At 68.9% G+C, this 23347-nt stretch carries 28 protein-coding genes; 24 read left to right on the top strand and 4 right to left on the bottom strand.

What is annotated here, in order from left to right; translation table 11 throughout:
* Positions 1 to 38 precede the first annotated feature (38 nt).
* The 12 genes from K8W59_RS11355 to K8W59_RS11300 all read left to right on the top strand — a co-directional run bounded on the left by K8W59_RS11355 (position 39) and on the right by K8W59_RS11300 (position 9371).
* Positions 39 to 482, top strand: a complete 444-nt coding sequence (locus K8W59_RS11355) for a hypothetical protein (protein WP_223393898.1) — start codon at positions 39 to 41, stop codon at positions 480 to 482.
* Positions 483 to 560: 78 nt separating this feature from the next.
* On the top strand, positions 561 to 734 hold the full coding sequence (locus K8W59_RS11350) for an AtpZ/AtpI family protein (protein WP_223393897.1): 174 nt from the start codon (positions 561 to 563) through the stop codon (positions 732 to 734).
* Between the two features lie 34 nt (positions 735 to 768).
* Positions 769 to 1560 (top strand): F0F1 ATP synthase subunit A, encoded by a 792-nt coding sequence (gene atpB / locus K8W59_RS11345; protein WP_223393895.1) that lies wholly within the window; start codon positions 769 to 771, stop codon positions 1558 to 1560.
* 32 nt (positions 1561 to 1592) lie between these two features.
* On the top strand, positions 1593 to 1832 hold the full coding sequence (atpE, locus tag K8W59_RS11340) for an ATP synthase F0 subunit C (RefSeq protein WP_199907451.1): 240 nt from the start codon (positions 1593 to 1595) through the stop codon (positions 1830 to 1832).
* Between the two features lie 26 nt (positions 1833 to 1858).
* Positions 1859 to 2401, top strand: a complete 543-nt coding sequence (locus tag K8W59_RS11335; RefSeq protein ID WP_223393893.1) for a F0F1 ATP synthase subunit B — start codon at positions 1859 to 1861, stop codon at positions 2399 to 2401.
* Positions 2401 to 3210, top strand: a complete 810-nt coding sequence (locus K8W59_RS11330; RefSeq protein ID WP_223393891.1) for a F0F1 ATP synthase subunit delta — start codon at positions 2401 to 2403, stop codon at positions 3208 to 3210. Before K8W59_RS11335 ends, K8W59_RS11330 begins: the two co-directional genes overlap by 1 nt.
* Before the next feature lie 44 nt (positions 3211 to 3254).
* On the top strand, positions 3255 to 4898 hold the full coding sequence (gene atpA / locus K8W59_RS11325) for a F0F1 ATP synthase subunit alpha (RefSeq protein WP_223393889.1): 1644 nt from the start codon (positions 3255 to 3257) through the stop codon (positions 4896 to 4898).
* A gap of 3 nt (positions 4899 to 4901) precedes the next feature.
* A complete protein-coding gene (locus K8W59_RS11320; protein WP_223393887.1) occupies positions 4902 to 5831 on the top strand; it encodes a F0F1 ATP synthase subunit gamma in 930 nt (309 codons plus the stop codon).
* 5 nt (positions 5832 to 5836) lie between these two features.
* Positions 5837 to 7294 (top strand): F0F1 ATP synthase subunit beta, encoded by a 1458-nt coding sequence (gene atpD / locus K8W59_RS11315; RefSeq protein WP_223393885.1) that lies wholly within the window; start codon positions 5837 to 5839, stop codon positions 7292 to 7294.
* A gap of 1 nt (position 7295) precedes the next feature.
* Positions 7296 to 7691 carry a F0F1 ATP synthase subunit epsilon gene (locus K8W59_RS11310; protein ID WP_223393883.1) on the top strand — a complete coding sequence of 132 codons (396 nt, stop codon included), beginning with the start codon at positions 7296 to 7298 and terminating at the stop codon, positions 7689 to 7691.
* 37 nt (positions 7692 to 7728) lie between these two features.
* Positions 7729 to 8196 carry a DUF2550 domain-containing protein gene (locus K8W59_RS11305; RefSeq protein WP_223393882.1) on the top strand — a complete coding sequence of 156 codons (468 nt, stop codon included), beginning with the start codon at positions 7729 to 7731 and terminating at the stop codon, positions 8194 to 8196.
* Positions 8193 to 9371: an MFS transporter gene (locus K8W59_RS11300; protein WP_223393880.1), complete on the top strand. Its 1179-nt coding sequence runs from the start codon at positions 8193 to 8195 to the stop codon at positions 9369 to 9371. The genes K8W59_RS11305 and K8W59_RS11300 overlap by 4 nt, the downstream gene beginning before the upstream one ends.
* On the opposite strand, the gene K8W59_RS11295 is transcribed toward K8W59_RS11300, so the two are convergent.
* Positions 9354 to 10688, bottom strand: a complete 1335-nt coding sequence (locus K8W59_RS11295; protein WP_223393878.1) for an HNH endonuclease — start codon at positions 10686 to 10688, stop codon at positions 9354 to 9356. The two genes, K8W59_RS11300 and K8W59_RS11295, sit on opposite strands and share 18 nt — an antisense overlap.
* Positions 10689 to 10852: 164 nt before the next feature.
* Positions 10853 to 11431 (bottom strand): cob(I)yrinic acid a,c-diamide adenosyltransferase, encoded by a 579-nt coding sequence (locus K8W59_RS11290; RefSeq protein WP_223393876.1) that lies wholly within the window; start codon positions 11429 to 11431, stop codon positions 10853 to 10855.
* Positions 11432 to 11701: 270 nt separating this feature from the next.
* Here K8W59_RS11290 and K8W59_RS11285 point away from each other — a divergent pair, with 270 nt between their 5' ends.
* The 12 genes from K8W59_RS11285 to K8W59_RS11230 all read left to right on the top strand — a co-directional run bounded on the left by K8W59_RS11285 (position 11702) and on the right by K8W59_RS11230 (position 21666).
* Positions 11702 to 12007 carry an STAS domain-containing protein gene (locus K8W59_RS11285; protein ID WP_223399789.1) on the top strand — a complete coding sequence of 102 codons (306 nt, stop codon included), beginning with the start codon at positions 11702 to 11704 and terminating at the stop codon, positions 12005 to 12007.
* A gap of 135 nt (positions 12008 to 12142) precedes the next feature.
* Entirely contained in the window at positions 12143 to 12673 is a 531-nt protein-coding gene (locus tag K8W59_RS11280; RefSeq protein WP_223393874.1) for a hypothetical protein, read from the top strand.
* 380 nt (positions 12674 to 13053) lie between these two features.
* Positions 13054 to 13542: a hypothetical protein gene (locus K8W59_RS11275; protein WP_223393872.1), complete on the top strand. Its 489-nt coding sequence runs from the start codon at positions 13054 to 13056 to the stop codon at positions 13540 to 13542.
* Positions 13543 to 13942: 400 nt separating this feature from the next.
* Complete coding sequence (locus tag K8W59_RS11270) at positions 13943 to 14086, top strand: hypothetical protein (protein ID WP_223393870.1); 144 nt, start codon at positions 13943 to 13945, stop codon at positions 14084 to 14086.
* A 106-nt stretch (positions 14087 to 14192) separates the two neighbouring features.
* Positions 14193 to 14759 carry a hypothetical protein gene (locus tag K8W59_RS11265; RefSeq protein ID WP_223393868.1) on the top strand — a complete coding sequence of 189 codons (567 nt, stop codon included), beginning with the start codon at positions 14193 to 14195 and terminating at the stop codon, positions 14757 to 14759.
* Positions 14760 to 15172: 413 nt separating this feature from the next.
* Positions 15173 to 15625 carry a hypothetical protein gene (locus K8W59_RS11260; RefSeq protein WP_223393866.1) on the top strand — a complete coding sequence of 151 codons (453 nt, stop codon included), beginning with the start codon at positions 15173 to 15175 and terminating at the stop codon, positions 15623 to 15625.
* A gap of 80 nt (positions 15626 to 15705) precedes the next feature.
* Entirely contained in the window at positions 15706 to 17301 is a 1596-nt protein-coding gene (locus K8W59_RS11255) for a hypothetical protein (protein WP_223393864.1), read from the top strand.
* 76 nt (positions 17302 to 17377) lie between these two features.
* Positions 17378 to 19420: a protein meaA gene (locus K8W59_RS11250; protein WP_223393862.1), complete on the top strand. Its 2043-nt coding sequence runs from the start codon at positions 17378 to 17380 to the stop codon at positions 19418 to 19420.
* Between the two features lie 4 nt (positions 19421 to 19424).
* Complete coding sequence (locus K8W59_RS11245; protein ID WP_223393860.1) at positions 19425 to 20009, top strand: histidine phosphatase family protein; 585 nt, start codon at positions 19425 to 19427, stop codon at positions 20007 to 20009.
* A 36-nt stretch (positions 20010 to 20045) separates the two neighbouring features.
* Positions 20046 to 20210: a hypothetical protein gene (locus K8W59_RS11240; RefSeq protein ID WP_223393858.1), complete on the top strand. Its 165-nt coding sequence runs from the start codon at positions 20046 to 20048 to the stop codon at positions 20208 to 20210.
* A 14-nt stretch (positions 20211 to 20224) separates the two neighbouring features.
* Positions 20225 to 20755, top strand: coding sequence for a ferritin (locus K8W59_RS11235; protein WP_223393856.1), 531 nt, complete (start codon positions 20225 to 20227; stop codon positions 20753 to 20755).
* Positions 20756 to 20775: 20 nt separating this feature from the next.
* A complete protein-coding gene (locus tag K8W59_RS11230; protein WP_223393854.1) occupies positions 20776 to 21666 on the top strand; it encodes an FAD-dependent oxidoreductase in 891 nt (296 codons plus the stop codon).
* Here the strand turns inward: K8W59_RS11230 and K8W59_RS11225 are convergent.
* Positions 21663 to 22187, bottom strand: a complete 525-nt coding sequence (locus K8W59_RS11225) for a DUF952 domain-containing protein (RefSeq protein WP_223393852.1) — start codon at positions 22185 to 22187, stop codon at positions 21663 to 21665. The genes K8W59_RS11230 and K8W59_RS11225 overlap by 4 nt on opposite strands.
* A gap of 22 nt (positions 22188 to 22209) precedes the next feature.
* Complete coding sequence (locus tag K8W59_RS11220) at positions 22210 to 23346, bottom strand: barbiturase (RefSeq protein WP_223393850.1); 1137 nt, start codon at positions 23344 to 23346, stop codon at positions 22210 to 22212.
* Position 23347: the final 1 nt, after the last annotated feature.

Here is a 23347-nt window from a genome sequence, read left to right as displayed (position 1 = left end):
CGGAGCGCGATCCAGCCCCCGAGATCAAGGCCGCCGAGATGACGACCGAGACCCGCAGCAGCCGCCCGGCCACCGGTGCCGCCGTGCTGGCCCGGGCCGCCGTACTGGCCGTTCTGGCCGGGGTCGCCCTCGGAGTGCTGGGTGCGGTGATCGGCGGCTCGCCGGCCCTGATGGCCGCGCTCGCCGGGACCGCGCTGGCCGCGCTGGTGCTCTTCGGCGGCAGCCTCGCCGTGGAGGTCGTGTCGTCGGCGATGCCCGCCGCCTCGCTGCTGGTGGCGCTGATGACGTTCCTGGTGCAGATGGTGCTGATGGGGCTGACCTTCCTGGTCGTCTCGCGCTCGGAGACCATCGGCCGGACCCTCGACACGGCCTGGATCGGCCTCGGTGTCCTCGCGGTGACGCTGACCTGGATGGTGGCCCACGTGGTGCTGACCATGCGTCGCCGGATCCCGGTCTACGAGCTGCCGGAGGGGGGTCGGTGATGGCGGTGCGCGACTGCTATCGTCCCGTTTGCGATGGCTCGAACGACACGCCCGTCCGGTACCTCGGAGGATCGCCCGGTGGGCGACCCTTGGCAGGCCTTCGGGTACGTCGTGGCGGGGGTCGCCGTGTACGGACTGATCGGCTGGCTGCTGGACCGCTGGCTGGGAACGCCGTTCCTGGTGCTGGTCGGCATCCTCGTCGGCGCCGCGCTAGGGCTCTACATGACGTACGCACGGTTCATCAAGCAGTGACCAGACCACAGGAGACGGTGTGAGTTCGACGGGCATGAGGATCCTGACGGCCGAGGGCAGTGGAGGCTTCCAGGCCCCGGGCCCGAGCAGCTTCGAGCTGCCGCCGGTCTTCGAGATCGCCGGCTTCGGCTTCACCAAGCCGATGCTGCTGCTGATCCTCTCCGCCGTGTTGATCGCCGGGTTCTGCATCGCCGCCTCCCGCAGCGAGAAGATGGTGCCGGGCCGCCTGCAGTTCGCCGGGGAGACCGTCTACGGCTTCGTGCGCAACCAGATGGCGCGGGACAATATCGGCAGCGAGCACTTCATGAAGTTCGTGCCCTACCTGTTCACCCTGTTCATGTTCATCCTGGTGAACAACTACTACGGGATCATCCCGTTCCTGCAGTTCCCGAGCTTCTCCCGGATCGGCTTCATCGTCCCGCTCGCGCTGCTGTCCTGGTTCATCTACCTGGGCGCCGGCATGTGGAAGCACGGCGTGCTCGGCTACTTCAAGCACGCCACCATGCCCTCCGGCGTCAGCGGCCCGATCCTGCTACTGCTGGTGCCGCTGGAGTTCTTCTCCAACATCATCGTCCGGCCGTTCACGCTGACCCTGCGACTCTTCGGCAACATGTTCGCCGGTCACCTGCTGCTCATCCTCTTCGCCACCGGCGGCGCGGCGCTGATCGCCAGCGGCAACCTGCTCTACGGCGGGGTCGGGGTGCTCTCGTTCGTCCTCGGGATCGGCGTCAGCTTCCTGGAGATGCTGGTCATGTTCCTCCAGGCCTACGTCTTCACCCTGCTCAGCTCGATGTACATCGGGGAAGCGCTCGCCGACGAGCACTGACCCACCACAGATTTCGCCAACAATGCGGCGCGATGGACGCGTCGCCGACGAAAGGAAAAGCCGTGGAAGGCTCCATCAACATGATCGGCCTCGGCCTCTCCGCCATCGGTCCCGGTGTCGGTATCGGCCTGATCTTCGCCGCGTTCATCAGCGGCGTCGCCCGCCAGCCGGAGGCGCAGAGCCGCCTGCAGTCGATCGCCATCCTGGGCTTCGTTCTGGCTGAGGCGCTCTTCATCATCACGGTCGCGCTCGCGTTCGTCCTGCCCATCTGACGTCCCGCCCGCAGAGGGAGATACCCGTGAACAACGTTGTGCTGGCGGCCGAAGGGGCGTACAACCCGGTCCTGCCGGTCGTCTCGGAGATCGTGCTGGCGCTGATCGTCTTCGCGATCCTGTTCTTCGTCGTCCGCAAGTTCGTCGTACCCAGCTTCGAGAAGACGTTCGCCGACCGCACCCAGGCAATCGAGGGTGGCCTGGCGGAGGCCGAGACCAAGCAGGCCGAGGCCGACCAGCGCCTCGCCGAGTTGGAGAAGCAGCTGGGCGACGCCCGGCACGAGGCCGCGCGCATCCGCGAGGAGGCCCGCGAGCAGGGTGCCCAGATCGTCGCCGAGATGCGCCAGCAGGCCCAGACCGAGCACGCTCGGATCCTGGACCAGGGCAAGGCGCAGATCGAGGCCGAGCGCCAGCAGGCGGTCACCCAGCTGCGGGCCGAGGTCGGCACGCTGGCCACGGGCCTGGCCGGCCGGATCGTCGGGGAGAGCCTGGACGACGACGCGCGGCAGAGCCGCGTGGTCGAGCGCTTCCTGGCCGACCTGGAGAACGACGGCGGGCGGGTCAACTGATGATGCGTGGCGCCTCTGCCGAAGCCCAGGCCCTGCTGGCCGGGAAGCTCGACGATGTCCTGTCGGGGTCCGCGGACCAGGCGGGCACGATCGGCACCGACCTGTTCGCCGTGGCCGGGCTGCTGCGCTCCGAGCCCTCGTTGCGCCGGGTGTTGACCGACGTGTCCGTGCCGGGTGAGGCGAAGGAGGCGCTGCTGCGTCGGGTGCTCGAGGGCAAGGTGTCCGCACCCGCTCTCGACCTGGCGGCCGCGGGTGCCCAGCAGCGCTGGACCGCCACCCGGGACCTCGCCGACGCGCTGGAGCGTCTCGGCGTGATCGCGGTGGTGCGGTCCTCGGGCGAGTCCGTGGACCAGCTCGAGACCGAGCTCTTCGAGGTGGGCCGCCTGGTCTCGCACACCCCCGAGCTCCGCGACGCCCTCTCGGACCCGGCCCGCAGCCAGGCCGACAAGCGTTCGCTGGTCCGGAACCTGCTGGAGGGCAAGGCGCAGCTGGCGACCGTGGCCCTGACCGAGCAGGCGCTCGCCGGCAGCTACCGCACCGTGGGGCTGGCGCTGGAGGACTACCAGAAGGTGGCCGCGGAGATCCGTGGCCAGGGCGTGGCGACCGTGCGGGTGGCTCGGCCCCTCTCCGACGCGGACCGGCAGCGGCTGGCCGATGCCCTGTCGCGTCAGTACGACCGCCCGGTGCACCTCAATGTCGTCGTGGATCCCTCGGTCATGGGCGGGATCCGGGTCGAGATCGGCGACGACGTCATCGACGGGACGGTGGCCAGCCGCCTCGACAACGCCCGCCGCAAGCTGGCCGGCTGACCTAGAACCTTTCGAGCAGAGCAGACAAGAGACGAGGAATTGAGATGACGGAGCTTTCGATCCGTCCGGAGGAGATCCGGGACGCGCTGCAGCGCTTCGTATCCGACTACAAGCCGGAGACCGCCACCAAGGAGGAGGTCGGCACCGTCGCCGAGGCGGCGGACGGCATCGCTCAGGTGACGGGCCTGCCGTCGGTCATGGCCAACGAGCTGCTCGAGTTCGAGGACGGCACGCTCGGGCTGGCCCTGAACCTGGACACCCGCCAGATCGGTGTCGTGGTCCTGGGCGACTTCGACAACATCGAGGAGGGCCAGACGGTCCGCCGTACCGGCGAGATCCTCTCCGTCCCGGTCGGCGACGGCTACCTCGGCCGGGTCGTGGACCCGCTGGGCAACCCGATCGACGGCCTCGGTGAGATCGACCCGATCTCCGGCCGCCGCGCGCTGGAGCTGCAGGCGCCCACCGTGGTGCAGCGGCAGTCGGTGCACGAGCCGCTGGCGACCGGCATCAAGGCGATCGACTCGATGACCCCGATCGGCCGCGGCCAGCGCCAGCTCATCATCGGCGACCGCGCGACGGGCAAGACCACCATCGCGATCGACACGATCATCAACCAGAAGCAGTACTGGGACTCCGGCGACCCGGAGAAGCAGGTGCGCTGCATCTACGTCGCGATCGGTCAGAAGGGCTCCACCATCGCCTCCGTGCGGGGTGCCCTCGAGGAGGCCGGCGCGCTGGAGTACACCACCATCGTCGCCTCCCCGGCCTCGGACTCCGCCGGCTTCAAGTACCTCGCGCCCTACACCGGGTCCGCGATCGGCCAGCACTGGATGTACGACGGCAAGCACGTCCTCATCGTCTTCGACGACCTCACCAAGCAGGCCGAGGCCTACCGCGCCGTGTCGCTGCTGCTGCGCCGCCCGCCGGGCCGCGAGGCCTACCCGGGTGACGTGTTCTACCTCCACTCGCGGCTGCTGGAGCGCTGCGCGAAGCTCTCCGACGAGCTGGGTGCCGGCTCGATGACCGGCCTGCCGATCATCGAGACCAAGGCCAACGACGTCTCGGCGTTCATCCCGACCAACGTCATCTCGATCACCGACGGGCAGATCTTCTTGCAGTCCGACCTCTTCGCGGCCAACCAGCGGCCCGCGATCGACGTCGGCGTCTCGGTCTCCCGCGTCGGCGGCGCGGCCATGACCAAGGCGATGAAGTCGGTCACCGGCTCGCTCAAGGTCGACCTGGCGCAGTTCCGCGCGATGGAGGCGTTCGCGATGTTCGCCTCCGACCTCGACGCGGCCTCCCGCCAGCAGCTGGACCGCGGACAGCGGCTGATGGCGCTGCTCAAGCAACCCCAGTACTCGCCGTACCCGCTGGACGAGATGACCGTCTCGATGTGGCTGGGCACCACCGGCCGCCTCGACGTCGTCCCGACCGACGACGTCCTGCGCTTCGAGCACGAGTTCCTCGACTACCTGCGTCGCAGCCACGAGGGCATCCTCGCCGGCATCCGGGAGACCACCCAGTTCCCCGACGACGCCCAGGAGGAGATGGCTCGCGCCTACGACCAGTTCCTCGACCAGTTCGAGACCTCCGACGGCCAGCGGATCAAGGCCGGCCACGAGGAGCACGAGGCTCTCGAGGACGAGGACGTCGAGCAGGAGCAGATCGTCAAGCAGAAGCGGGCGTGACCCATGGCTGTATCGCTGCGTGAGTACCGCGCGCGGATCCGATCGACGGAGTCGATGAAGAAGATCACGCGCGCCATGGAGCTCATTGCTGCGTCCCGCATCATCAAGGCGCAGCAGCGAGCTCAGGCGGCAGCGCCGTACGCCCGTGAGCTGACCCGTGCGGTCTCGGCGGTGGCGACGTTCTCCAACGTGGAGCACGCGCTCACCACCGAGCCGGAGGACCCGAAGCGTGCCGCGGTGCTGATCGTGACCTCCGACCGTGGCCTGGCGGGCGCCTACTCCGCCAGTGTCATCAAGGAGGCCGAGCGCCTGGTCGAGAAGCTGCGGGCCGACGGTCGCGAGGTGGACCTCTACCTCACCGGCCGCAAGGGCGAGGCGTACATGAAGTTCCGCCAGCGCCCCGTGGTCCGCGCGTGGACCGGCTTCTCCGACCAGCCGACGTACGACGTGGCGCGGGAGATCGGCGAGACGCTGATCTCGGCCTTCCTCACCGAGGACGGCGAGGAGAGCGACCTGGACGTCCCGGGCGTCGACGAGGTGCACGTGGTCTACACGCGCTTCCGCTCGATGCTCAGCCAGGAGCCCACCGCCGTACGCCTGCTGCCGCTCGAGGTCGTCGAGGGGGAGGAGCCGCCCGCCGATGGCGAGCTGCTGCCGCTTTATGAGTTCGAGCCGTCGCCGGAGGAGGTGCTGGACCTGCTGCTGCCGCAGTACGTCCAGAGCCGCATCTTCTTCGCCCTCCTGCAGGCGGCCGCCTCCGAGCTGGCCGCGCGGCAGAAGGCGATGAAGTCCGCCACGGACAACGCCGACGAGCTCATCAAGAAGTACAAGCGAATCGCCAACCAGGCCCGCCAGGCTGGCATTACCCAGGAAATCAGCGAGATCGTCGGTGGCGTGAACGCCCTTGCCGACGCCCAAGCCGGGAGTGAGTGAGAGACATGACCGCAACTGTCGAAGAGACCGTCGGCACCAACGAGGGCGGCGGCACTGGCCGGATCGCCCGGGTCATCGGCCCGGTCGTGGACATCGAGTTCCCGACCGACCAGATGCCCGACATCTACAACGCCCTGACCACCGTCATCGAGCTGGGCGACAACAAGCAGACCATCACCCTCGAGGTGGCCCAGCACATCGGTGACGGCATGGTCCGCGCCATCTCGATGAAGCCGACCGACGGCATGGTCCGCGGTGCGGAGGTGCTGGACACCGGCGACTCGATCCAGGTCCCCGTGGGTGACGCCACGCTGGGTCACGTGTTCGACGTGACCGGCGACGTGCTGAACCTCGAGGAGGGCGAGCAGCTCGAGGTCGACGAGCGGTGGAGCATCCACCGCAAGGCCCCCGCCTTCGACCAGCTGGAGTCGAAGACCCAGATGTTCGAGACCGGCATCAAGGTCATCGACCTGCTGACGCCCTACGTGCAGGGCGGCAAGATCGGCCTGTTCGGCGGCGCCGGCGTGGGCAAGACCGTGCTCATCCAGGAGATGATCGCCCGCGTGGCCCGCGACCACGGCGGTGTGTCGGTGTTCGCCGGTGTGGGCGAGCGGACCCGTGAGGGCAACGACCTCATCGCCGAGATGACCGAGGCGGGCGTGTTCAGCCAGACCGCCCTGGTCTTCGGCCAGATGGACGAGCCGCCGGGCACCCGGCTGCGTGTCGCGCTCTCCGCGCTCACCATGGCGGAGTACTTCCGCGACGTGAAGAACCAGGACGTGCTGCTGTTCATCGACAACATCTTCCGGTTCACCCAGGCCGGCTCGGAGGTCTCCACCCTGCTGGGCCGGATGCCCTCCGCGGTGGGCTACCAGCCGAACCTGGCCGACGAGATGGGTCAGCTGCAGGAGCGGATCACCTCGACCCGTGGTCACTCGATCACCTCGATGCAGGCGATCTACGTCCCCGCGGACGACTACACCGACCCGGCGCCGGCGACCACCTTCGCGCACCTCGACGCGACCACCGAGCTCTCGCGTGACATCGCGTCGCTGGGCATCTACCCCGCGGTGGACCCGCTGACCTCCACCTCCCGGATCCTCGACCCGCAGTACATCGGCAAGGAGCACTACGACTGCGCCATCCGGGTCAAGCAGATCCTGCAGCGGAACAAGGAGCTCCAGGACATCATCGCCATCCTCGGTGTGGACGAGCTCTCCGAGGAGGACAAGGTGATCGTGGCCCGGGCCCGCCGGATCCAGCGGTTCCTGTCGCAGAACACCTACGTGGCCAAGCAGTTCACCGGCATCGAGGGCTCCACGGTCCCCGTGTCGGAGACCATCGAGGCATTCAACAAGATCGCCGACGGTGAGTACGACCACGTGGCCGAGCAGGCCTTCTTCATGTGCGGCGGTCTGGACGACGTCGAGCGCAAGTGGGCCGAGATCCAGAAGAGCCTCTGACATGGCCGAGAACAACCTCCAGGTCGAGCTGGTCGCAGCCGACCGCCTCGTGTGGTCGGGCGACGCCTCCATGGTGATCGCCCGCACCATCGAGGGGGACATCGGCATCCTGGCCGGCCACGAGCCGACCCTGTCGCTCCTCGTCGACGGTGTGGTGGACATCCAGACCGTCGAGGGGGAGACCTGGGTCGCCGCGGTCAGCGCGGGCTTCCTCTCGGTCGCCGGCGACCGGATCTCGATCCTGGCCGAGTACGCCGAGATGTCGCACGACATCGACCTCGAGCAGGCGCGCGCGGAGCTGGAGCGGGCACGCTCCGCCGGCGGGGACGAGGACGAGGCCAACGAGCACGTCGCTCGCGCCCAGGCCCGGATTCGCGCGGCCGAGCGCGCGAAGTAGGCTACTCGCACTGCAGGGTCTGGAGAGGGAGTGATGGATGCCGCCGTGGTGGGCACTGGTGCTCGACATCATCGGCGGAATCCTGCTGCTCGTCCTGCTCTTCGGCATCGCTCTGGTGGTCCGTCGCCGCGCCCTTGAGCGCAACGGCGGCACCTTCGAGCTCAGCTACCGCGTCCGGTCCACCAGGGCCGGGCGCGGTTGGCTTCTCGGCATCGGCCGGTATCAGGGCGAGGAACTGGAGTGGTTCCGGATGTTCTCTCTCGCGCCCCGGCCCAAGCGGGTCTGGCACCGCGCCGACCTCGAGTACGCCGGCCGCCGCGAGCCCACCGGCGCCGAGCAGATCAGCCTCTACGCCGACCACGTCGTCGTCAGCGTCGCCACCGTCGGGGACCACCTCGAGCTGGCGATGAGCCCCGCATCCCTGACCGGTTTCCAGTCGTGGCTGGAGGCGATGCCACCCGGCTCCCGCGGCGTCCGGCCCGGCGACAACCCCACCTCGATGTGACCGCCCGCGCCCGCAACGCCGTCCTGTTGTCGTTCTTCCTCAACGGGTTCGGCTTCGCCACCTGGCTCTCCCGCGTCCCCGAGGCGCGGGGGTCCCTCGGCCTGACCAACGGCCAGCTCGGCCTGCTGCTGCTGGCGATCGCGGCAGGCTCGGTGCTGACCCTGCCCACGACGGGGGCGCTGATCAACCGGTGGGGTGCTGGGACGGTCGTCCGGGGCGGTGTCCTCTTCGACGTGGTCGGGCTGATCGGTGCGGCCGTCGGCGCCGCCGTACTCGAGAGCGTGCCCGTCACCGCTGTGTTCCTGTTCCTCTACGGCTTGGGGGTGGGGAGCTGGGACGTCGGCATGAACGTGGAGGGCGCGGCGGTCGAGCGCCGCGGTGGCCGGACGATCATGCCGTGGTTCCACGCATCGTTCTCCCTGGGCACCGTCACCGCCGCCGGCATCGGCGCGCTCACGACCTGGGCCGGCGTGGGCATGGTGACGCACCTGCTGGCCGCCGCGCTGCTCATCCTGGTCCTCGCGCAGGCGACCACCGGGTGGTTCCTGCCGCGGTCGGCCGAAGCCGAGCCGGGGGAGGAGGACCCCGTACCTCAGCAGGCGGCCTGGCGGGCCTGGCTGGAGCCGCGCACCCTGCTCATCGGGCTGATGGTCTTCGCGCTCGCGATGACCGAGGGCACGGCCAACGACTGGCTGGCGATCGCTCTCATCGACGGGTACGACGTGCCGCACTGGCTCGGGGTCGCCGGCTTCGCCTGCTTCGTCACCGCCATGACCACCGGGCGGATCCTGGGGCCGCCGCTGCTCGACCGGTTCGGCCGGGTGCCGGTCCTGTGGTCCACCATGGCCGCCGCCGCGGTCGGTGTGCTGCTGCTCGTCTACGGCGGTCACCCGGCCCTGGTGGTTCCGGGCATCCTGCTGTGGGGGCTGGGCGCCTCCCTGGGCTTCCCTGTCGGGATGAGCGCGGCCGCCGATGATGAGGCGCATGCGGCGGCACGGGTCAGCGTCGTGTCGACGATCGCGTATACGGCGTTCCTCGCCGGCCCGCCCTTCCTCGGGTTCGTCGCCGATCAGGTGGGTGCGCTGCACTCCCTGCTGGTGGTGGCGATCCTGCTGCTTCCCTCGGCGCTGGTCGTGCCCGCGGCACGAGAGCCGCACTCAACCGGCCCGCGGTAGCTCGGTCCAGGAGATGGTGCGCACCCACCAGCCGGGTGGCACCTCCGGCTGGTCCGGCGCACGGGACTCGTAGCTGAGCCCGGCGGGGGTGTGTGTCACGACGGTGTGCTGCTCGCCGGTGTCGGAGACGACCTCCTGTCGGAAGCCTGCCTCCTTGACGTAGTTGCAGACCTCGCAGAGCCCCTGTCCGTTGTGGGCCGTGGTCGCGCCACCATCGGCTACGCCACGGACGTGGTCACGTTGCTTGACCGCCGCATTGCACCAGGGAGTCCGGCAGACGCCGTGCTCGCGGAGCGCCAGGAACTCGGCCAGCTCCCCGGTGAAGCGGCGGCTCGCCTGCTCCATGGCGACGAGCACTCCGTCCTGGGTGAAGAGCCGGCGTACGAGCGAGCGAACGTTGCGCAGGGCGCCGTTCGCGATGTCCCTGGCGAGAGCGGCTGGGATCGGACCGACATGCTCCAGGATCGCCGGGCCGTCATCGGTGCCGAGCAGTGTCTCGACCGGCATGGTCAGGTTGATCTTGGCGGGCACATGTCCGTCGAACACGGAGCCGGCGAGCGACTCGGCGAGGACGTCGGCCATCACCTGGCCGGTCGTTCGGGGGTCGCCGGCCGCTCGGGCGGTAGCGACGGCTTCGTGCAGGGTCGCCAGGGCGGCGGCGTACTGCTCCGGGGCGAGGTAGGCGGTCAGCTGATGCGTGCCATCGGGGAGGACCCGTCCCACGACGCGCCGGGACTCCCGCACCCGCTCGATCCTTGCCTGCTCCGACGCGTCGTCCACGGCGATGGCCAGCCGACGGACCCGGCGTCGCAGCTTCTCATCGCCGAGGTCGGGGAGGTCGGAGGCCAGCGTGGCATCGACGGTCAGGCGACCCTCGCGGGTGAGCTCCGACGTACCGCGGACGACGATCTCCGCACGTCGCTCCGGGATCTCGCCCCGGGTCAGCGCCGCCCGGGTCTCGGGCAGATCGCGGAGCGCTTCGGCCAGGGTGACCAGGGCGCGGCCGCGATGTGGCGACTCGCGCCGGGCCAACGCGACCTGAGAGCCGACCACCCGCTCCGGCGGCACAGGGCGCCTGCCCGAGCCGGCCGCCTTCTCCGCCTCGCAGCGCTCCCGCTGTCGCTCGGTGAGGTCCTGGGTGAGGGCTGCCTGGCGCGCACTGACCTGGCCCTTCAGACGCTCCAAGGCGTCCAGCTGCTCGTAGACCGCGCGCTCGTCCGGCTCGACCTCCGTCGTCTCCAAGAGCGCGCCGATGGCCAGCAGGTCTGCGGTCGTCAGCCGCATCCGCCGGTCGTCGAACGTGCCCGATGAGGTCATGCCCCACACTCTGGCACCGACCGCCGACAGTCCTACCGTGCCCGGTCGTTCCTCACTTCGAGCGCTCGCCTCCGGTTGTTGGGTCGGCTCACGCTCTCCGTTCGTTCCTCACTTCGAGCGTTCCCCTCCGGTTGTTGGGTCGGCTCACGCTCTCCGTTCGTTCCTCACTTCGAGCGCTCGCCTCCAGGCACCCAGAGAACGTCGCCCCTCTCCACGTTCGCCTGCCGGGCCAGGATGAACAGCAGGTCCGAGAGCCGGTTGAGGTACTTGATCGCCAGCTCGTTCATCGTCTCGCCGTGCACCTCGTGCGCGGCCCAGCCGGCGCGCTCGGCCCGCCGTACCACGGTGCGGGCGACATGCAGCAGCGCCGCCCCCGGCGTACCGCCGTTGAGGATGAAGGAGCGCAGCTTGGGGAGGTCGGCGTTGTACTGGTCGCACCAGGCCTCGAGCCGGTCGATGTAGTCCTGCTCGATCCGCAGCGGCGGGTACTCCGGGTCCGGGACCACCGGCGTGCTCAGATCCGCCCCGACGTCGAACAGGTCGTTCTGTACGTGGGTCAGCACGGCCACGATGTCGTCGGGCAGGCCGCCCTGGGCCAGGGCCACGCCGATGTGCGCATTGGCCTCGTCCACGTCGGCGTAGGCCGCCAGCCGGGGGTCGGTCTTCGGGGTCTGGCTCATGTCCCCGAGCCGAGTCTGACCAGCGTCGCCGGTCCGGGTGTAGATGCGCGTCAGGTTGACCATGGCTGCACCCTAGCGAGCGACGACGGGGCCCTGATCCGACCCGATGGTTGAAACCTCATCAGTCCCATGCGTCACGTTACGGACATCGATCGTCCGGTCCGTCCGGATTCTGACCGAAGCGGCCGACACGCTCAGATAGCGGTCACCCGGGCAACCATTTTCGTGTGTGGCACGTCATAGTGGGTGTGCGAGTCGTTCCGCACGGGGGCGGTGCGGCCGCGGTGAGCCGGAGGGTCTCAGGACTCCGGAGGACGGGGTAACACGATGGAGATGGTGACCGAAGGGCCGGTCTTGGCCCTCGCGGGCGACTTCGACGGCCGCAGCACGCTGGAGGTGCGTACGGCGCTCTACGAGCTGCTGTCGACCTCCGACGCGTCGGAGGTGGTGGTCGACCTGACCGCCGTGCGGTCCGCGGACGTCTCGGCGCTCAAGGTGCTGGCGGTGGCCTCCCTGGCCGCGGGTCGGCAGGGCCGGCACGTCCGCCTGAGGGGATGCGCCCCGGCAGTACGTCGCCTCCTGCACCTCTCCCGCCTCATCCGTGTCGTCGAGGTCGAGCGCGCCGCCGTCAGCGCCTGACTCACCCTTTTCCACAGGCTCCGCCGAGGGGTCGCCTTTCGCCCGCCCATTCCTTAGGGTGTGCCAAATCGGTCTCGGGAAGGGGCGGTGGGGATGAGTGGACGATGGTCGCGCGCGGTGGCCGGTGCAGCGCTGATGCTGATGCTGCCGGCTCTGTCGGCGTGCAACGGGGGCGGGGATCCGGAGTCGGAGGGTACGCCGACCCCGAAGTTCAGCGAGGCGCCGTCGGAGTCGGCCAGTGCGTCGCCGTCGCCGTCCGCGTCTGGGTCCGCTGAGGTTGACCCTCAAACGCCGGAGCAGGTAGTGGAGGCGTTCGTGGCTGGAGTCTCCCGGGCGATCAACACTGGAGATACCTCCGCGTTTATGCGCTTCGTCAAGGGGAAGCGGTGTGGCAACTGCCTGGCGTTGGCACGGAACATTCGGCGTGCCTATTCTTCCGGGCAATCGTTCGAGACATCGGGGTGGGTCGTAGCCACGATGAAGTCCTCAACAACCGACGAAGGCGTTGTGCGTGTCCGGGGGCTTCTAGATATCTCAAGTCAGCGGACACTCGATGCCAGTGGCGAGGTGGTGGATCAATCAGTAGCTGAAACTCGGGATTACTCGTTTGAGGTGGCCAGAGTTGATGGCCAACCCCGCATCACCTACTGGGGCTTGGAACAATGATGCGTCTATTGAGTTTCTTCCTGATGCTCTCGGTGTTCCTTGGGCTGGGCCTGCCCGTTGTTGCGGCCAACGCTGCGGGCTCAGGCGACAAAGTCCCTGTGGGCTCGGACGATAAGAACAATCGCCTCCTCGCGAACCTCAATCAGAATCGGGGTGTCCAAGATTCAGATTCAAGTGGCGAGACTGCGAGTCCACCTCCGAGTGAATCATCCGAAACTTCAACTTCGCGGTCCGGGTCTGGCGGTTCGGCAGCTCCAATTATTCCCACCGTCGACCTAGGGAACCAACTTCTCACCGGCTTCTGCGGGGGTGTTAACGGTACGTCGGCGCAGTGCCTGCCTTCGGAGCCGGCGCCGGCTGCGCCGGCGGCAGTCGTGCCGGTGGCGGCGCCTGCGCCGGCGCGTCCGCAGTTGACGATGTGGATCGTTCAGCGCGCGTTTGCGGAGGTGCCGGTGCCGCCCTCGGAGATCGACGTACAGCCGCCGGATGGCGAGACGTTGGTGAACTTCCCGACGATCTTCTCTACGCAGGCTGCGGAGTTCACCGAGTCGCTGGTGTTGCTGGGTTATCGGGTGGACCTGCGGATCAGTCCGGCGTCCTACACCTGGGTGCATGGCGACGGCACCACGCAGACCACGGACAGTGCGGGGCGGGCGTGGAGCAAGGGGGTGCCGATGAGTGAGTACATCTCTCATGAGTACGAGAAGACGGCGAAGGGCTTAGGCGTGCGGGTCGATGTCACCTGGACGGCGGACTTTCGCGTCGACGGGGGAGCGTGGCAGCCGGTCGACGGCACGGTGGCGGTGACGGGTCCCGAGGAGCAGCTCGACGTGCTGGAGGCCGACCCACTGCTGGTGGCCGACCGGTAAGGCTGTCCGAGATCATGCGCGCAGCCTTCGTGGTGCTTGGATTGGCGCTGACTGGTTGCGTCCAGGACGGGAACGGGGCCACGAAGGGCGAGGCCACCACCGCTCTGGCTCCGGCCAGTGTGTCGGCTGAGGGCCGTGCTTCCAGATCTCATGATGAAGGGCTGAGGACCGTCAAGGTCGTTGCGCGGAACTTCGTGTCCGCCGTAGGTGGGGCCATCAACTCTGGTGATACCGATCGATTCTTGTCATTGACCAACGGCAACTGCACCACGTGCAATGCCGTCGCTGAGAAGATCAGGAAGACTTACGGGGGCGAAGGGTATGCCCGCTCCGCTGGCTGGCGGGTCGTGACGGCAAAGGTGCAGAGCGCCGCACCAGGCGGGTTCTTCTCTACGGGGAGATGACCCTCGGCCGCCAGAAGATCTTCGACGGTGAAGGCAACGTGTACCGAGTAGATCCAGCTCTGGTGTACCGCTACCAGTTGCTGATCAAGGATTCAGCCGATGGATGGAGAGTTGCCGGCTGGGACATGGAGCCGCGCTGACGGTCAGGGATGGTCTGGCTTGTCCACAGGCTCCCTGGAAGGGGTCGCCATTCGTCACGCCATTCCTTAGGGTGAGCAGATCGATCTCGGGAAAGGGGCGGTGGGGATGAGTGGACGATGGTCGCGCGCGGTGGCCGGTGCGGCGCTGATGCTGGCGCTGCCGGCTCTGTCGGCGTGCAACGGGGGCGGGGATCCGGAGTCGGAAGGTACGCCGACCCCCAAGTTCAGCGAGGCGCCTTCGGAGTCGGCGAGTGCGTCGGCGTCGGCATCAGGACCTGCTCCCGGCCCAGTGACGCCCAAGCAGATTGCCAAGGCGTACCTCCGTGAACTGTCGCGCGGTATCAACGAGGGCGAGGTAGATGGCTTCCTCAATTACACAAATGGCGCTTGCATAAACTGCCAATCTGTCGCAGATGGGATCGAGCAGCGCTACGGATCCGGAGGCAGCATGAAAAATTCCTCTGGTTGGCAGTTGGTTTCCTTCCAGAAATTGGGCGCCGCCCCCGATGGTCCAGGAACTGTTTACACCTCGACGGTTGACATTGGCAGCCAGCAATCCCTAGATGCCAGCGGCAGTATTGTCCAGCAGTCGCAGGCAAGTACGGAGACATTCATCTTCCTGTTTCGTCGCGTTGACGGAGAGTTGAAGATCGCGGGCTGGGACGTAAAATGAAGGCGTTCGTAGTTCTTGGCACTTGCCTCGCAATGGCGGCGCTGACCAATCCCGTATTCGCGGTCGAAGGTGACGTTTCGGTGAATGACGGGCAGAACGAACTCATTACGCGGCTTCACGAGCGTTCCACGGTAACGTTGCCACCCATCCCGCAGCCACCCGTCCCGCAGCGACCCAGTGCTACGACGCAAGCTCCGGAAGGAAGTGATTCGTCCGAATACTCTCCTGCCCCATACGTGTTTAGTCCGAGCGACGTTCCAGTACGGAACGAAGTCCTAAACATGTTCTGTGAAGACAGTGTGCGGGATCTTTGCCGTGATGTTGTGGTTCCTGGCTATGTGCTTGAGCAAGTCGAAGAACCCGTCCCCCAGGTGCCGGTTGCGGCGCCTGCGCCGGCGCGTCCGCAGTTGACGATGTGGATCGTTCAGCAGGCGTTTGCGGAGGTGCCGGTGCCGCCCGCGGAGATCGACGTACAGCCGCCGGACGGCGAGACGCTGGTGAACTTCCCGACGATCTTCTCCACGCAGGCTGCGGAGTTCACCGAGTCGCTGGTGTTGCTGGGTTATCGGGTGGACCTGCGGATCAGTCCGGCGTCCTACACCTGGGTACACGGCGACGGCACCACGCAGACCACGGACAGTCCGGGGAGGGCGTGGAGCAAGGGGGTGCCGATGAGTGAGTACATCTCCCATGAGTACGAGAAGACGGCGAAGAGCCTGGGTGTGCGGGTCGATGTCACCTGGACCGCGGACTTCCGCGTCGACGGGGGAGCCTGGCAGCCGGTCGACGGCACGGTGGCGGTGACCGGCCCCGAGGAGCAGCTCGACGTGCTGGAGGCCGACCCGTTGCTGGTGGCCGACCGGTAGGGGCTGTGGATAACCGCCGACGCGTGAGCTGAATTCGGGTTAGCGTCGCAGAACAGTCATCTCGGGAAAGGAACCCGCCCATGAAGGTCATGCGGATCCTGTTGGCGCTGCTCGGCGCGCTCCTCGCAGTCGCCGGGATCGTGGGAGCTGCGTACGTCGGACCCGACGACACCGTCGTCCTCGACGAGCACCGGGTCACCGCTGCCCGAGGCGCTCCGCTGGTCACCGTACCGAGCCTGTTCTCCTACGACGACCTGCGGCTGACCGTCCGGGCGAGAAGCGAGGGTCCCGTCTTCCTCGGAGCAGGGGAGCCGGTCGACGTGCGCGACTACGTGCGGGATGCCCGCGTCTTCGAGGTGACCGGCATCAACCGCGACGGCAGCACGCGTGGCGCCCGGGTCAACGGGGAAGCGCTGCCGGTGGCTCCGGAGCGGGTGGGGTTCTGGAGCGAGCAGGCCTTCGGCAGCGGAACGCAGCAGCTTCGGCTGACCGGCGATGAGCCGTTCCAGTTGGTGGTCGCGTCCCAAGGGCGAGCGGACGCTCCGGTCTCGCTGGCCGTTGGTGCCACGCTGCCGGGCCTGTTCTGGGCCTGCCTCAGCGTCGCCGCTGCCGGCCTCCTGCTGCTCCTCGTCGGGCTGCTGTGGGCGCGGTTGCCCCGCCCGGTGCGAATCGGCGCGCCGCTGGTGAGTCTGGCGCTCATCGTGATGGGTGCGGTGGCCGTGACGATGCCGAGCGAGCGTACGTACCGAGACCCGGGGCAAACCGCACTCCGGAAGTCTGACGCGGAGGCGCTCGTGCGTGACTTCGCCGAACGGCGCCGGGAAGCGCGCAAGCGGGGATTTCCTCCTCGCCTCGACGCCACCGCCTGGTCGCGGGCCTTCGCGGGCGCCGCCCTGGAGACGCAGCGAGTCTGGACGCCCCTGTTTCGTGCATTGCCGCAATCCAAACCCTCGATCCGGCGCGACTTCGACACCGATGACGCCTGGCAGCGGCTCAAGGTCCTGGACATGTTCGAAGCGTCCACCGATGCCTTCCCGCGGTACATCGTTGTCGCGCTGCGGACCGTCCCCGAGCGCAAGGTCGGCAAAGCGGATCGGCGTTGGGCCCGTCGCAACGTGGAACTGGCCGTCTTCATCCAGCGACGTTCCTGGCAGCCGTGGCTGATGGAGGCGTATGTGGACGTACCCAACGCCCAGGTCCCGGATGTGGGAGAGCCTGCTGCTCCCACCGACCAAGTGATCACTCGTGCGCGGCGCGACTTCGAGGCGTTGCAGACGCTGTGGACGGACGATGCCCTCGCCCCACGGCTGCAGTTGGGCAAGGATGCCCGCGAGTTCGCGAGGGCAGAGCGAGACTTGACCCGCGAGGTGGACTTCATCGGCAGGATGGAGCAGGCGGCCTACCCCTACGCGGGCTCGTCGGGGTCGAGTGACCCATGGGTGGTGCCGACCGCGGGCGGCTGGCTGGCCATCGGGTCCGCCCGGGTCGAGGAGAGAGTCTTCGCGAAGCCGGGCATGACCGTGGGCTTCAACCAGCCCTACGCCGCTATCTCCGGTGCGGAGAAGAGCACCAACGTCACTCAGAACCAGCTCGTGACTGCAGCCCTACTGATACCCCGCGACTCCGCGTCGCGCACCCAGGTGATCGGGACCGGGTGGGGCCTGATCGAGGACTGACAACCCATTTCACATGTGGACAACCGCACACGCTCGACCGGTGACCGACCAGTAGGTCCCGCCGTACCCTGCTGGAATGACTGACAAGGACGCCGGACAGCACGAAGCGGCCATCCCGGAGCGCCCGCAGAAGGATCGCCCCTGGGTGATGCGCACCTACGCCGGGCACTCCACGGCCACGGCGTCCAACGAGCTCTACCGCGGCAACCTCGCCAAGGGCCAGACCGGGCTCAGCGTGGCCTTCGACCTGCCCACGCAGACCGGGTACGACCCCCAGGACGCGCTGAGCCGCGGCGAGGTGGGCAAGGTCGGCGTCCCGATCCCGCACCTCGGCGAGATGCGCCGCCTCTTCGACCAGATCCCGCTGGTCGAGATGAACACCTCGATGACCATCAACGCCACCGCGATGTGGCTGCTGGCGCTCTACCAGGTCGTGGCGGAGGAGCAGAACCCCGACGCGACCCCGGAGGAGGTCGCCGGGCAGCTCGCCGGGACGACGCAGAACGACATCATCAAGGAGTACCTCTCCCGCGGCACCTACGTCTTCGGCCCGGAGCAGTCGCTGCGCCTGACCGCCGACACGATCGCCTACACGGTCAACCAGATCCCCAAGTGGAACCCGATCAACATCTGCAGCTACCACCTGCAAGAGGCGGGGGCGACGCCGACGCAGGAGATCGCCTACGCCCTCGGCACCGCTATCGCCGTCCTCGACCAGGTGAAGAACTCCGGCCAGGTCGCCGACGAGGACTTCGGCAAGGTCGTCGGCCGGATGTCGTTCTTCGTCAACTCCGGCGTCCGCTTCGTCGAGGAGGTCTGCAAGATGCGGGCCTTCACCCAGCTGTGGGACGAGATCACCCAGGAGCGCTACGGCGTCGAGGACCCGAAGATGCGCCGGTTCCGGTACGGCGTCCAGGTGAACTCCCTCGGCCTGACCGAGTCCCAGCCGGAGAACAACGTCCAGCGGATCGTCCTGGAGATGCTGGGTGTGACCCTCTCCAAGGACGCGCGCGCCCGCGCCGTCCAGCTCCCCGCGTGGAACGAGGCGCTCGGCCTGCCGCGGCCGTGGGACCAGCAGTGGTCGCTGCGCCTGCAGCAGGTGCTCGCCTTCGAGTCCGACCTGCTGGAGTACGACGACATCTTCGACGGCAGCCACGTGATCGCGGCCAAGGTCGACGAGCTGAAGCAGGGCGCCCGCGCCGAGATGGACCGCGTGCAGGCGATGGGCGGAGCGGTCGCCGCGGTCGAGTCCGGCTACATGAAGCAGGAGCTGGTGAGCGCGCACGCCGCGCGCCGGGCGCGGATCGAGGCCGGCGAGGAGATCATCGTCGGGGTCAACAAGTTCGAGACCACCGAGCCCTCGCCCCTGACCGCCGACCTGGACGCGGCGATCCAGACCGCCGACCCCGAGGCCGAGGCGGCCGCGATCCGCTCGGTGGAGGAGTGGAAGGCGCAGCGCGACGAGCAGGAGGTGGAAGAGGCGCTGGCACGGCTGGCGGCCGACGCCAAGACCGACACCAACCTGATGGAGGCGACTCTGGCCTGTGCCCGTGCCGGGGCGACGACCGGCGAGTGGGCCGGCACCCTGCGCGGCGTGTTCGGCGAGTTCCGTGCCCCGACGGGTGTCGGTGGCGCGGTCGGGGTGGCCGAGGCCGGCGCCGAGCTCGCCGCGGTGCGGCAGCGGGTCAAGGAGACCGGCGACGAGCTGGGCGGGCGGCTGCGGCTGCTCGTCGGCAAGCCCGGGCTGGACGGCCACTCCAACGGCGCCGAGCAGGTCGCCGTACGCGCTCGCGATGCCGGCTTCGAGGTGGTCTACCAGGGCATCCGGCTGACCCCGGAGCAGATCGTCGCCGCGGCGGTTGCCGAGGACGTGCACTGCGTCGGCCTCTCGATCCTGTCGGGGTCGCACATGGAGCTGGTGCCGACGGTGCTGGAGGGCCTGCGCGACGCGGGCCTGGAGGACCTCCCGGTGATCGTGGGCGGCATCATCCCCAGCGGCGACGCGCAGCGGCTGATCGACCAGGGGGTCGCCGCGGTCTACACGCCCAAGGACTTCGGCCTGACCGAGATCATGGACGGCATCGTCGATGTGATCCGGAAGGCCAACGACCTAGCCTGAGGGCATGAGAGACCTGCAGTGCCCGATCCGCGTCCTCTTCGTGCGGCATGCGGAGGCCGAGTACGAGTCCGCGCTGCTGGCCGACACCGGCGGCAGCCTCACACCTGTCGGCCGGGAGCAGGCGCGGGAGGTCGGAGAGCGGCTGTACGGCGAGCGGGTCGCGGTGGTGGTGACCAGCGCGATGTCCCGGGCGGTGCAGACCGCCGAGCTGATGGCCGGCGTGCTCGACGCCCATGTGCTGGTGCGCGAGGGCCTGGAGGAGATCGGCTCCGGTGACTTCCGCGGACGGCCCGCCGAGGGCGAGCTCTTCGACGCCACCCTCAACGCCTGGCGCGCCGGCGACCTCGAGGCTCGGGTGCCCGGCGGAGAGTCCGGCCAGGAGGCGGCGGCCCGCGTCTGGACGGTGCTGGACCCCCTGGCCGACCGGTTCCGTGGCGAGACGGTGGTCGTGGTCGGGCACGGCGGCACGATGCTGGCCGCGCTGGTGTCGGCGGGGCTGCAACCCGACGAGGACTTCCGGATCGCCAACGGCGCCGTCCTCGCGGTCGAGGGGGACGGGGACGGCTGGCGTATCCCCGATCACTCTTAGGTTAGGCAACCCTAAAAGGCTGCTACGCTGCGGTGCGTGGGCAAGAAGAAGGTGAAGCTGCCGAAGAGCAAGTGCTGCGTGGACAAGCCGCGCTGCAAGCGCTGCCCCATCCGGATGCTGAAGGAAGGCACCCTCCCGCCGGGGTATACCGTGCACAAGCGCAAGCTCGTCAAGACCAAGAAGCTGTCCAAGGCCGCCTGAGGAGAGACAAGCACGTGCCCACCGAGCGTTTCGCCGCCCAGCTGAACACCCAGATCGGGAACGAGCTGGGTGCGCACAACCAGTACCTCGCCTGCGCGATCCACTACGACGCGGAGACCATGCCGCAGCTGGCCGCGTTCTTCAACCGCCAGGCGATGGAGGAGCGCGACCACGCGATGATGATGGTCCAGTACCTCCTCGACACCGACCAGCCCGTGGACATCCCGGCGATCGAGGCGCAGCAGACGCGGTTCGACGATGTCGTGGCCCCGGTCCGGCTCGCGCTCGAGCAGGAGAAGAAGGTCACCGGCCAGATCAACGCGCTGCTCAAGACCGCCCGCGAGGACGACGACTACGCCTCCGAGCAGTTCCTCCAGTGGTTCATCAAGGAGCAGGTCGAGGAGGTCGCGACGATGAGCGACCTGCTCGCCGTCGCCGAGCGCAACCGCGACGACGTGGAGGACATCGAGGAGTACGTCGCCCGCGAGCTCAGCGACGCGGGGGAGGACCCCACCGCTCCGGCCGCCTTCGGCGCCGACGCCTGAGCCTGCGGCACACTGACCCCATGGGTCAGGTACTCGTGGTCGGCGCCGGCGTGGTCGGCCTGTCGTGCGCCGTACGCCTCCTGGAGGCCGGGCACCGGGTCGACGTCCTGGCCCGCGACCTGCCGCTGGAGACGACCTCCGCGGTCGCGGCGGCGCTCTGGTACCCCTACCTCGCCTTCCCGCAGGAGCGGGTGGCCGCGTGGGGAGAGCGCAGCTACGGCGCCTTCGCCGAGCTTGCGGCAGACGAGACCACCGGGGTCGCGATGCGTCGCGGCACCGAGGTCCATCCGGCCGCGCCACCGGAGCCCTGGTGGGGCGGTGCGGTGCCCGACCTGGAGCGCACGCAGGTGCCCGGGTGGCCGGCCGCCTGGTCCTTCACGGCTCCGGTGGTGGACATGCCGGTCTACCTGCGCTGGCTGACCTCCCGCGTCGAGCAGCTGGGCGGCACGATCACCCGGATGAACCTGTCCAGCCTGCCCCAGGGCCGGGTGGTCGACTGCGCGGGCATCGGCGCCCGCCTGCTGGGCTCGGACGACTCGGTGCAGCCGGTGCGCGGCCAGGTCGTCTACGTCGAGCAGTGGGGCCTGGAGGAGTGGTGGCTGGACGAGGCGGGCCCGACGTACGTCGTCCCGCGCGGCCGCGAGGTCGTCGTCGGCGGCACCGAGGAGCGCGGCGACTGGAGCCGTACCCCCTCGCCGGACACGGCGGCGGCGATCCTGCGGCGAGCCGCACGCCTGGTGCCCGAGGTGGCCGAGGCTCGGGTGCTGCGGCACAAGGTCGGCCTGCGCCCGGCGCGTCCCGAGGTGCGGGTGGAGCGGGTCGGCGACGTGGTGCACTGCTACGGCCATGGCGGCGCCGGCGTGACCCTCTCCTGGGGCTGCGCCGACGAGGTGGCCGAGCTCGTCGGCTAGGACCGGCGGCGAAGCCGAACGATCAGCACGACCGCCGCGACCCCCACGACCAGCCCGATGCTGGCGCCGATGAGGGCTCCCCAGTCGGTGGTGAGCTCCCGCTCGCCGACGAAGACGCCGATCGTCATCAGCGCCATCACCAGGAGGGCCAGCATGATCCGGCCGACCATCTCCTTGAGGAACAGCGAGGTGAAGGACTCGCTGCCCCCGCGCCGGTTGAGCGGGCTCACGTGCCGCACGGCCTGGACGTTTAGCGGCCCGCGGATGTGCGGCCACCGCTCCTCGCCCACCTGCTCCTCGGCCCAGGGCGAGGTGAGCCGGTCGGTGTCGATGCTGAGCAGCACCAGCGGCTCCCCGGCGTCGCGGTAGAAGCGGCGGAAGACCGTCGGCACCTGCTCGCGGTGGGCCGCGTGGATGAACCCCTCGTCCTCGAGGGTCCGTCCCCGCGTCGACGTGGTGTAGGAGCCCGCCTGGCGGGCGGCCTCCCAGTCGGCGCGGGTGGCGATGTGGAACAGGTGCACGCGCGGCATCCTGCCAGAGAGGTCATCCCTCCCAGCGGTAGCCCGTCGGCTCGTCGCCCAGATCGACGATGGCCGCGACCGGCCCGCCGCCCTCGGGGCCCTGGTGGGCCGCCGAGACCGACACGAAGACCGCCGGGTCGCCCGTGACGGCGGCCGTGACCCCGCCGACGCAGGACTTGATCTGCCGGTGCCAGTGCACGTCGGAGTCGTCCAGCATCGCGTTGCGCCGCCCGCGCACGGTGCCGTCCTGGGACGCCTCGCACTTGAGGAAGACGTTGACCAGACGGCCGTCCAGGTCGCTGCTGCGAGGACGGTCCGGCAGGTCCAGCCCGGCCTCCCTGATCGCGGTCCACACCCCCTCGGCGTCCAGGGCGTCCTCCATCACCGAGTGCCCGATCCGGTAGCGCCCGCCGACCCCGGTGGCGTTGCCGACCACCACGACCTGTGCCTGGTCCAGCTCGACGCCGGAGGAGCAGGAGGCCACCGCGGAGTAGAGCTCCCGGTTGTGCATCACGTCGGCGTCGGTGGGCATGTCGATCTCGCCGAGCGCCACGGCGACGCCGAGCGCCGTACACCCGTTGGAGAGGTCCATCGACTCGTGCGTGTGCTCGGTCCACACGGTCTTGCCGCGCGACTTCGCGTCCCGGATGGTGTGGATGGTCAGCAGCGGCGTCTTGGTCTGCACGTAGTGCACGTCGGCGGGGTCGGTGATCCCGGCGCGCTCCATCGCGACCCGCACCGCGTCGGCGACCTTCTCGATCATCGCGGTGCGGCCGATGTCCTCGGGCAGCAGCCGCTCGCTCATCGCGAAGCCCGCGGTCAGCCGCTGCTCCTCGCGGCTCGGGTCGTCCTCGGGGACCTCGGTGGTGGCGAAGATGGTCGCGTGCGGGCTGATCACCCCGTCGGTGCCGCCCGACCAGACGATCGGGATCTCCCTGACCTGCTCCTCGGGCGCGCCGGCGGCGACGAGGGCCTCCCGGAAGGCCCGGTCGGCGATGATCCGGGTGTAGTCGTTGACGCCGCCGTTCCCCTCGGTCTTGCCGATGATGGCGATCACCCGGTCCGCGGCCATCACGCCGTCGTCCAGGAGCCGGGTCAGCTCGGAGGCGTCGGCCACGGAGTGGATCGGAACCTTGCGTACTTCGATCGCGCTGGGCATG

The sequence above is a fragment of the Nocardioides rotundus genome (assembly GCF_019931675.1).
Classification (GTDB): domain Bacteria; phylum Actinomycetota; class Actinomycetes; order Propionibacteriales; family Nocardioidaceae; genus Nocardioides; species Nocardioides rotundus.
The sequence above is the reverse complement of the archived record's forward strand: the minus strand, read 5'-3'. Positions and strand labels throughout refer to the sequence as shown.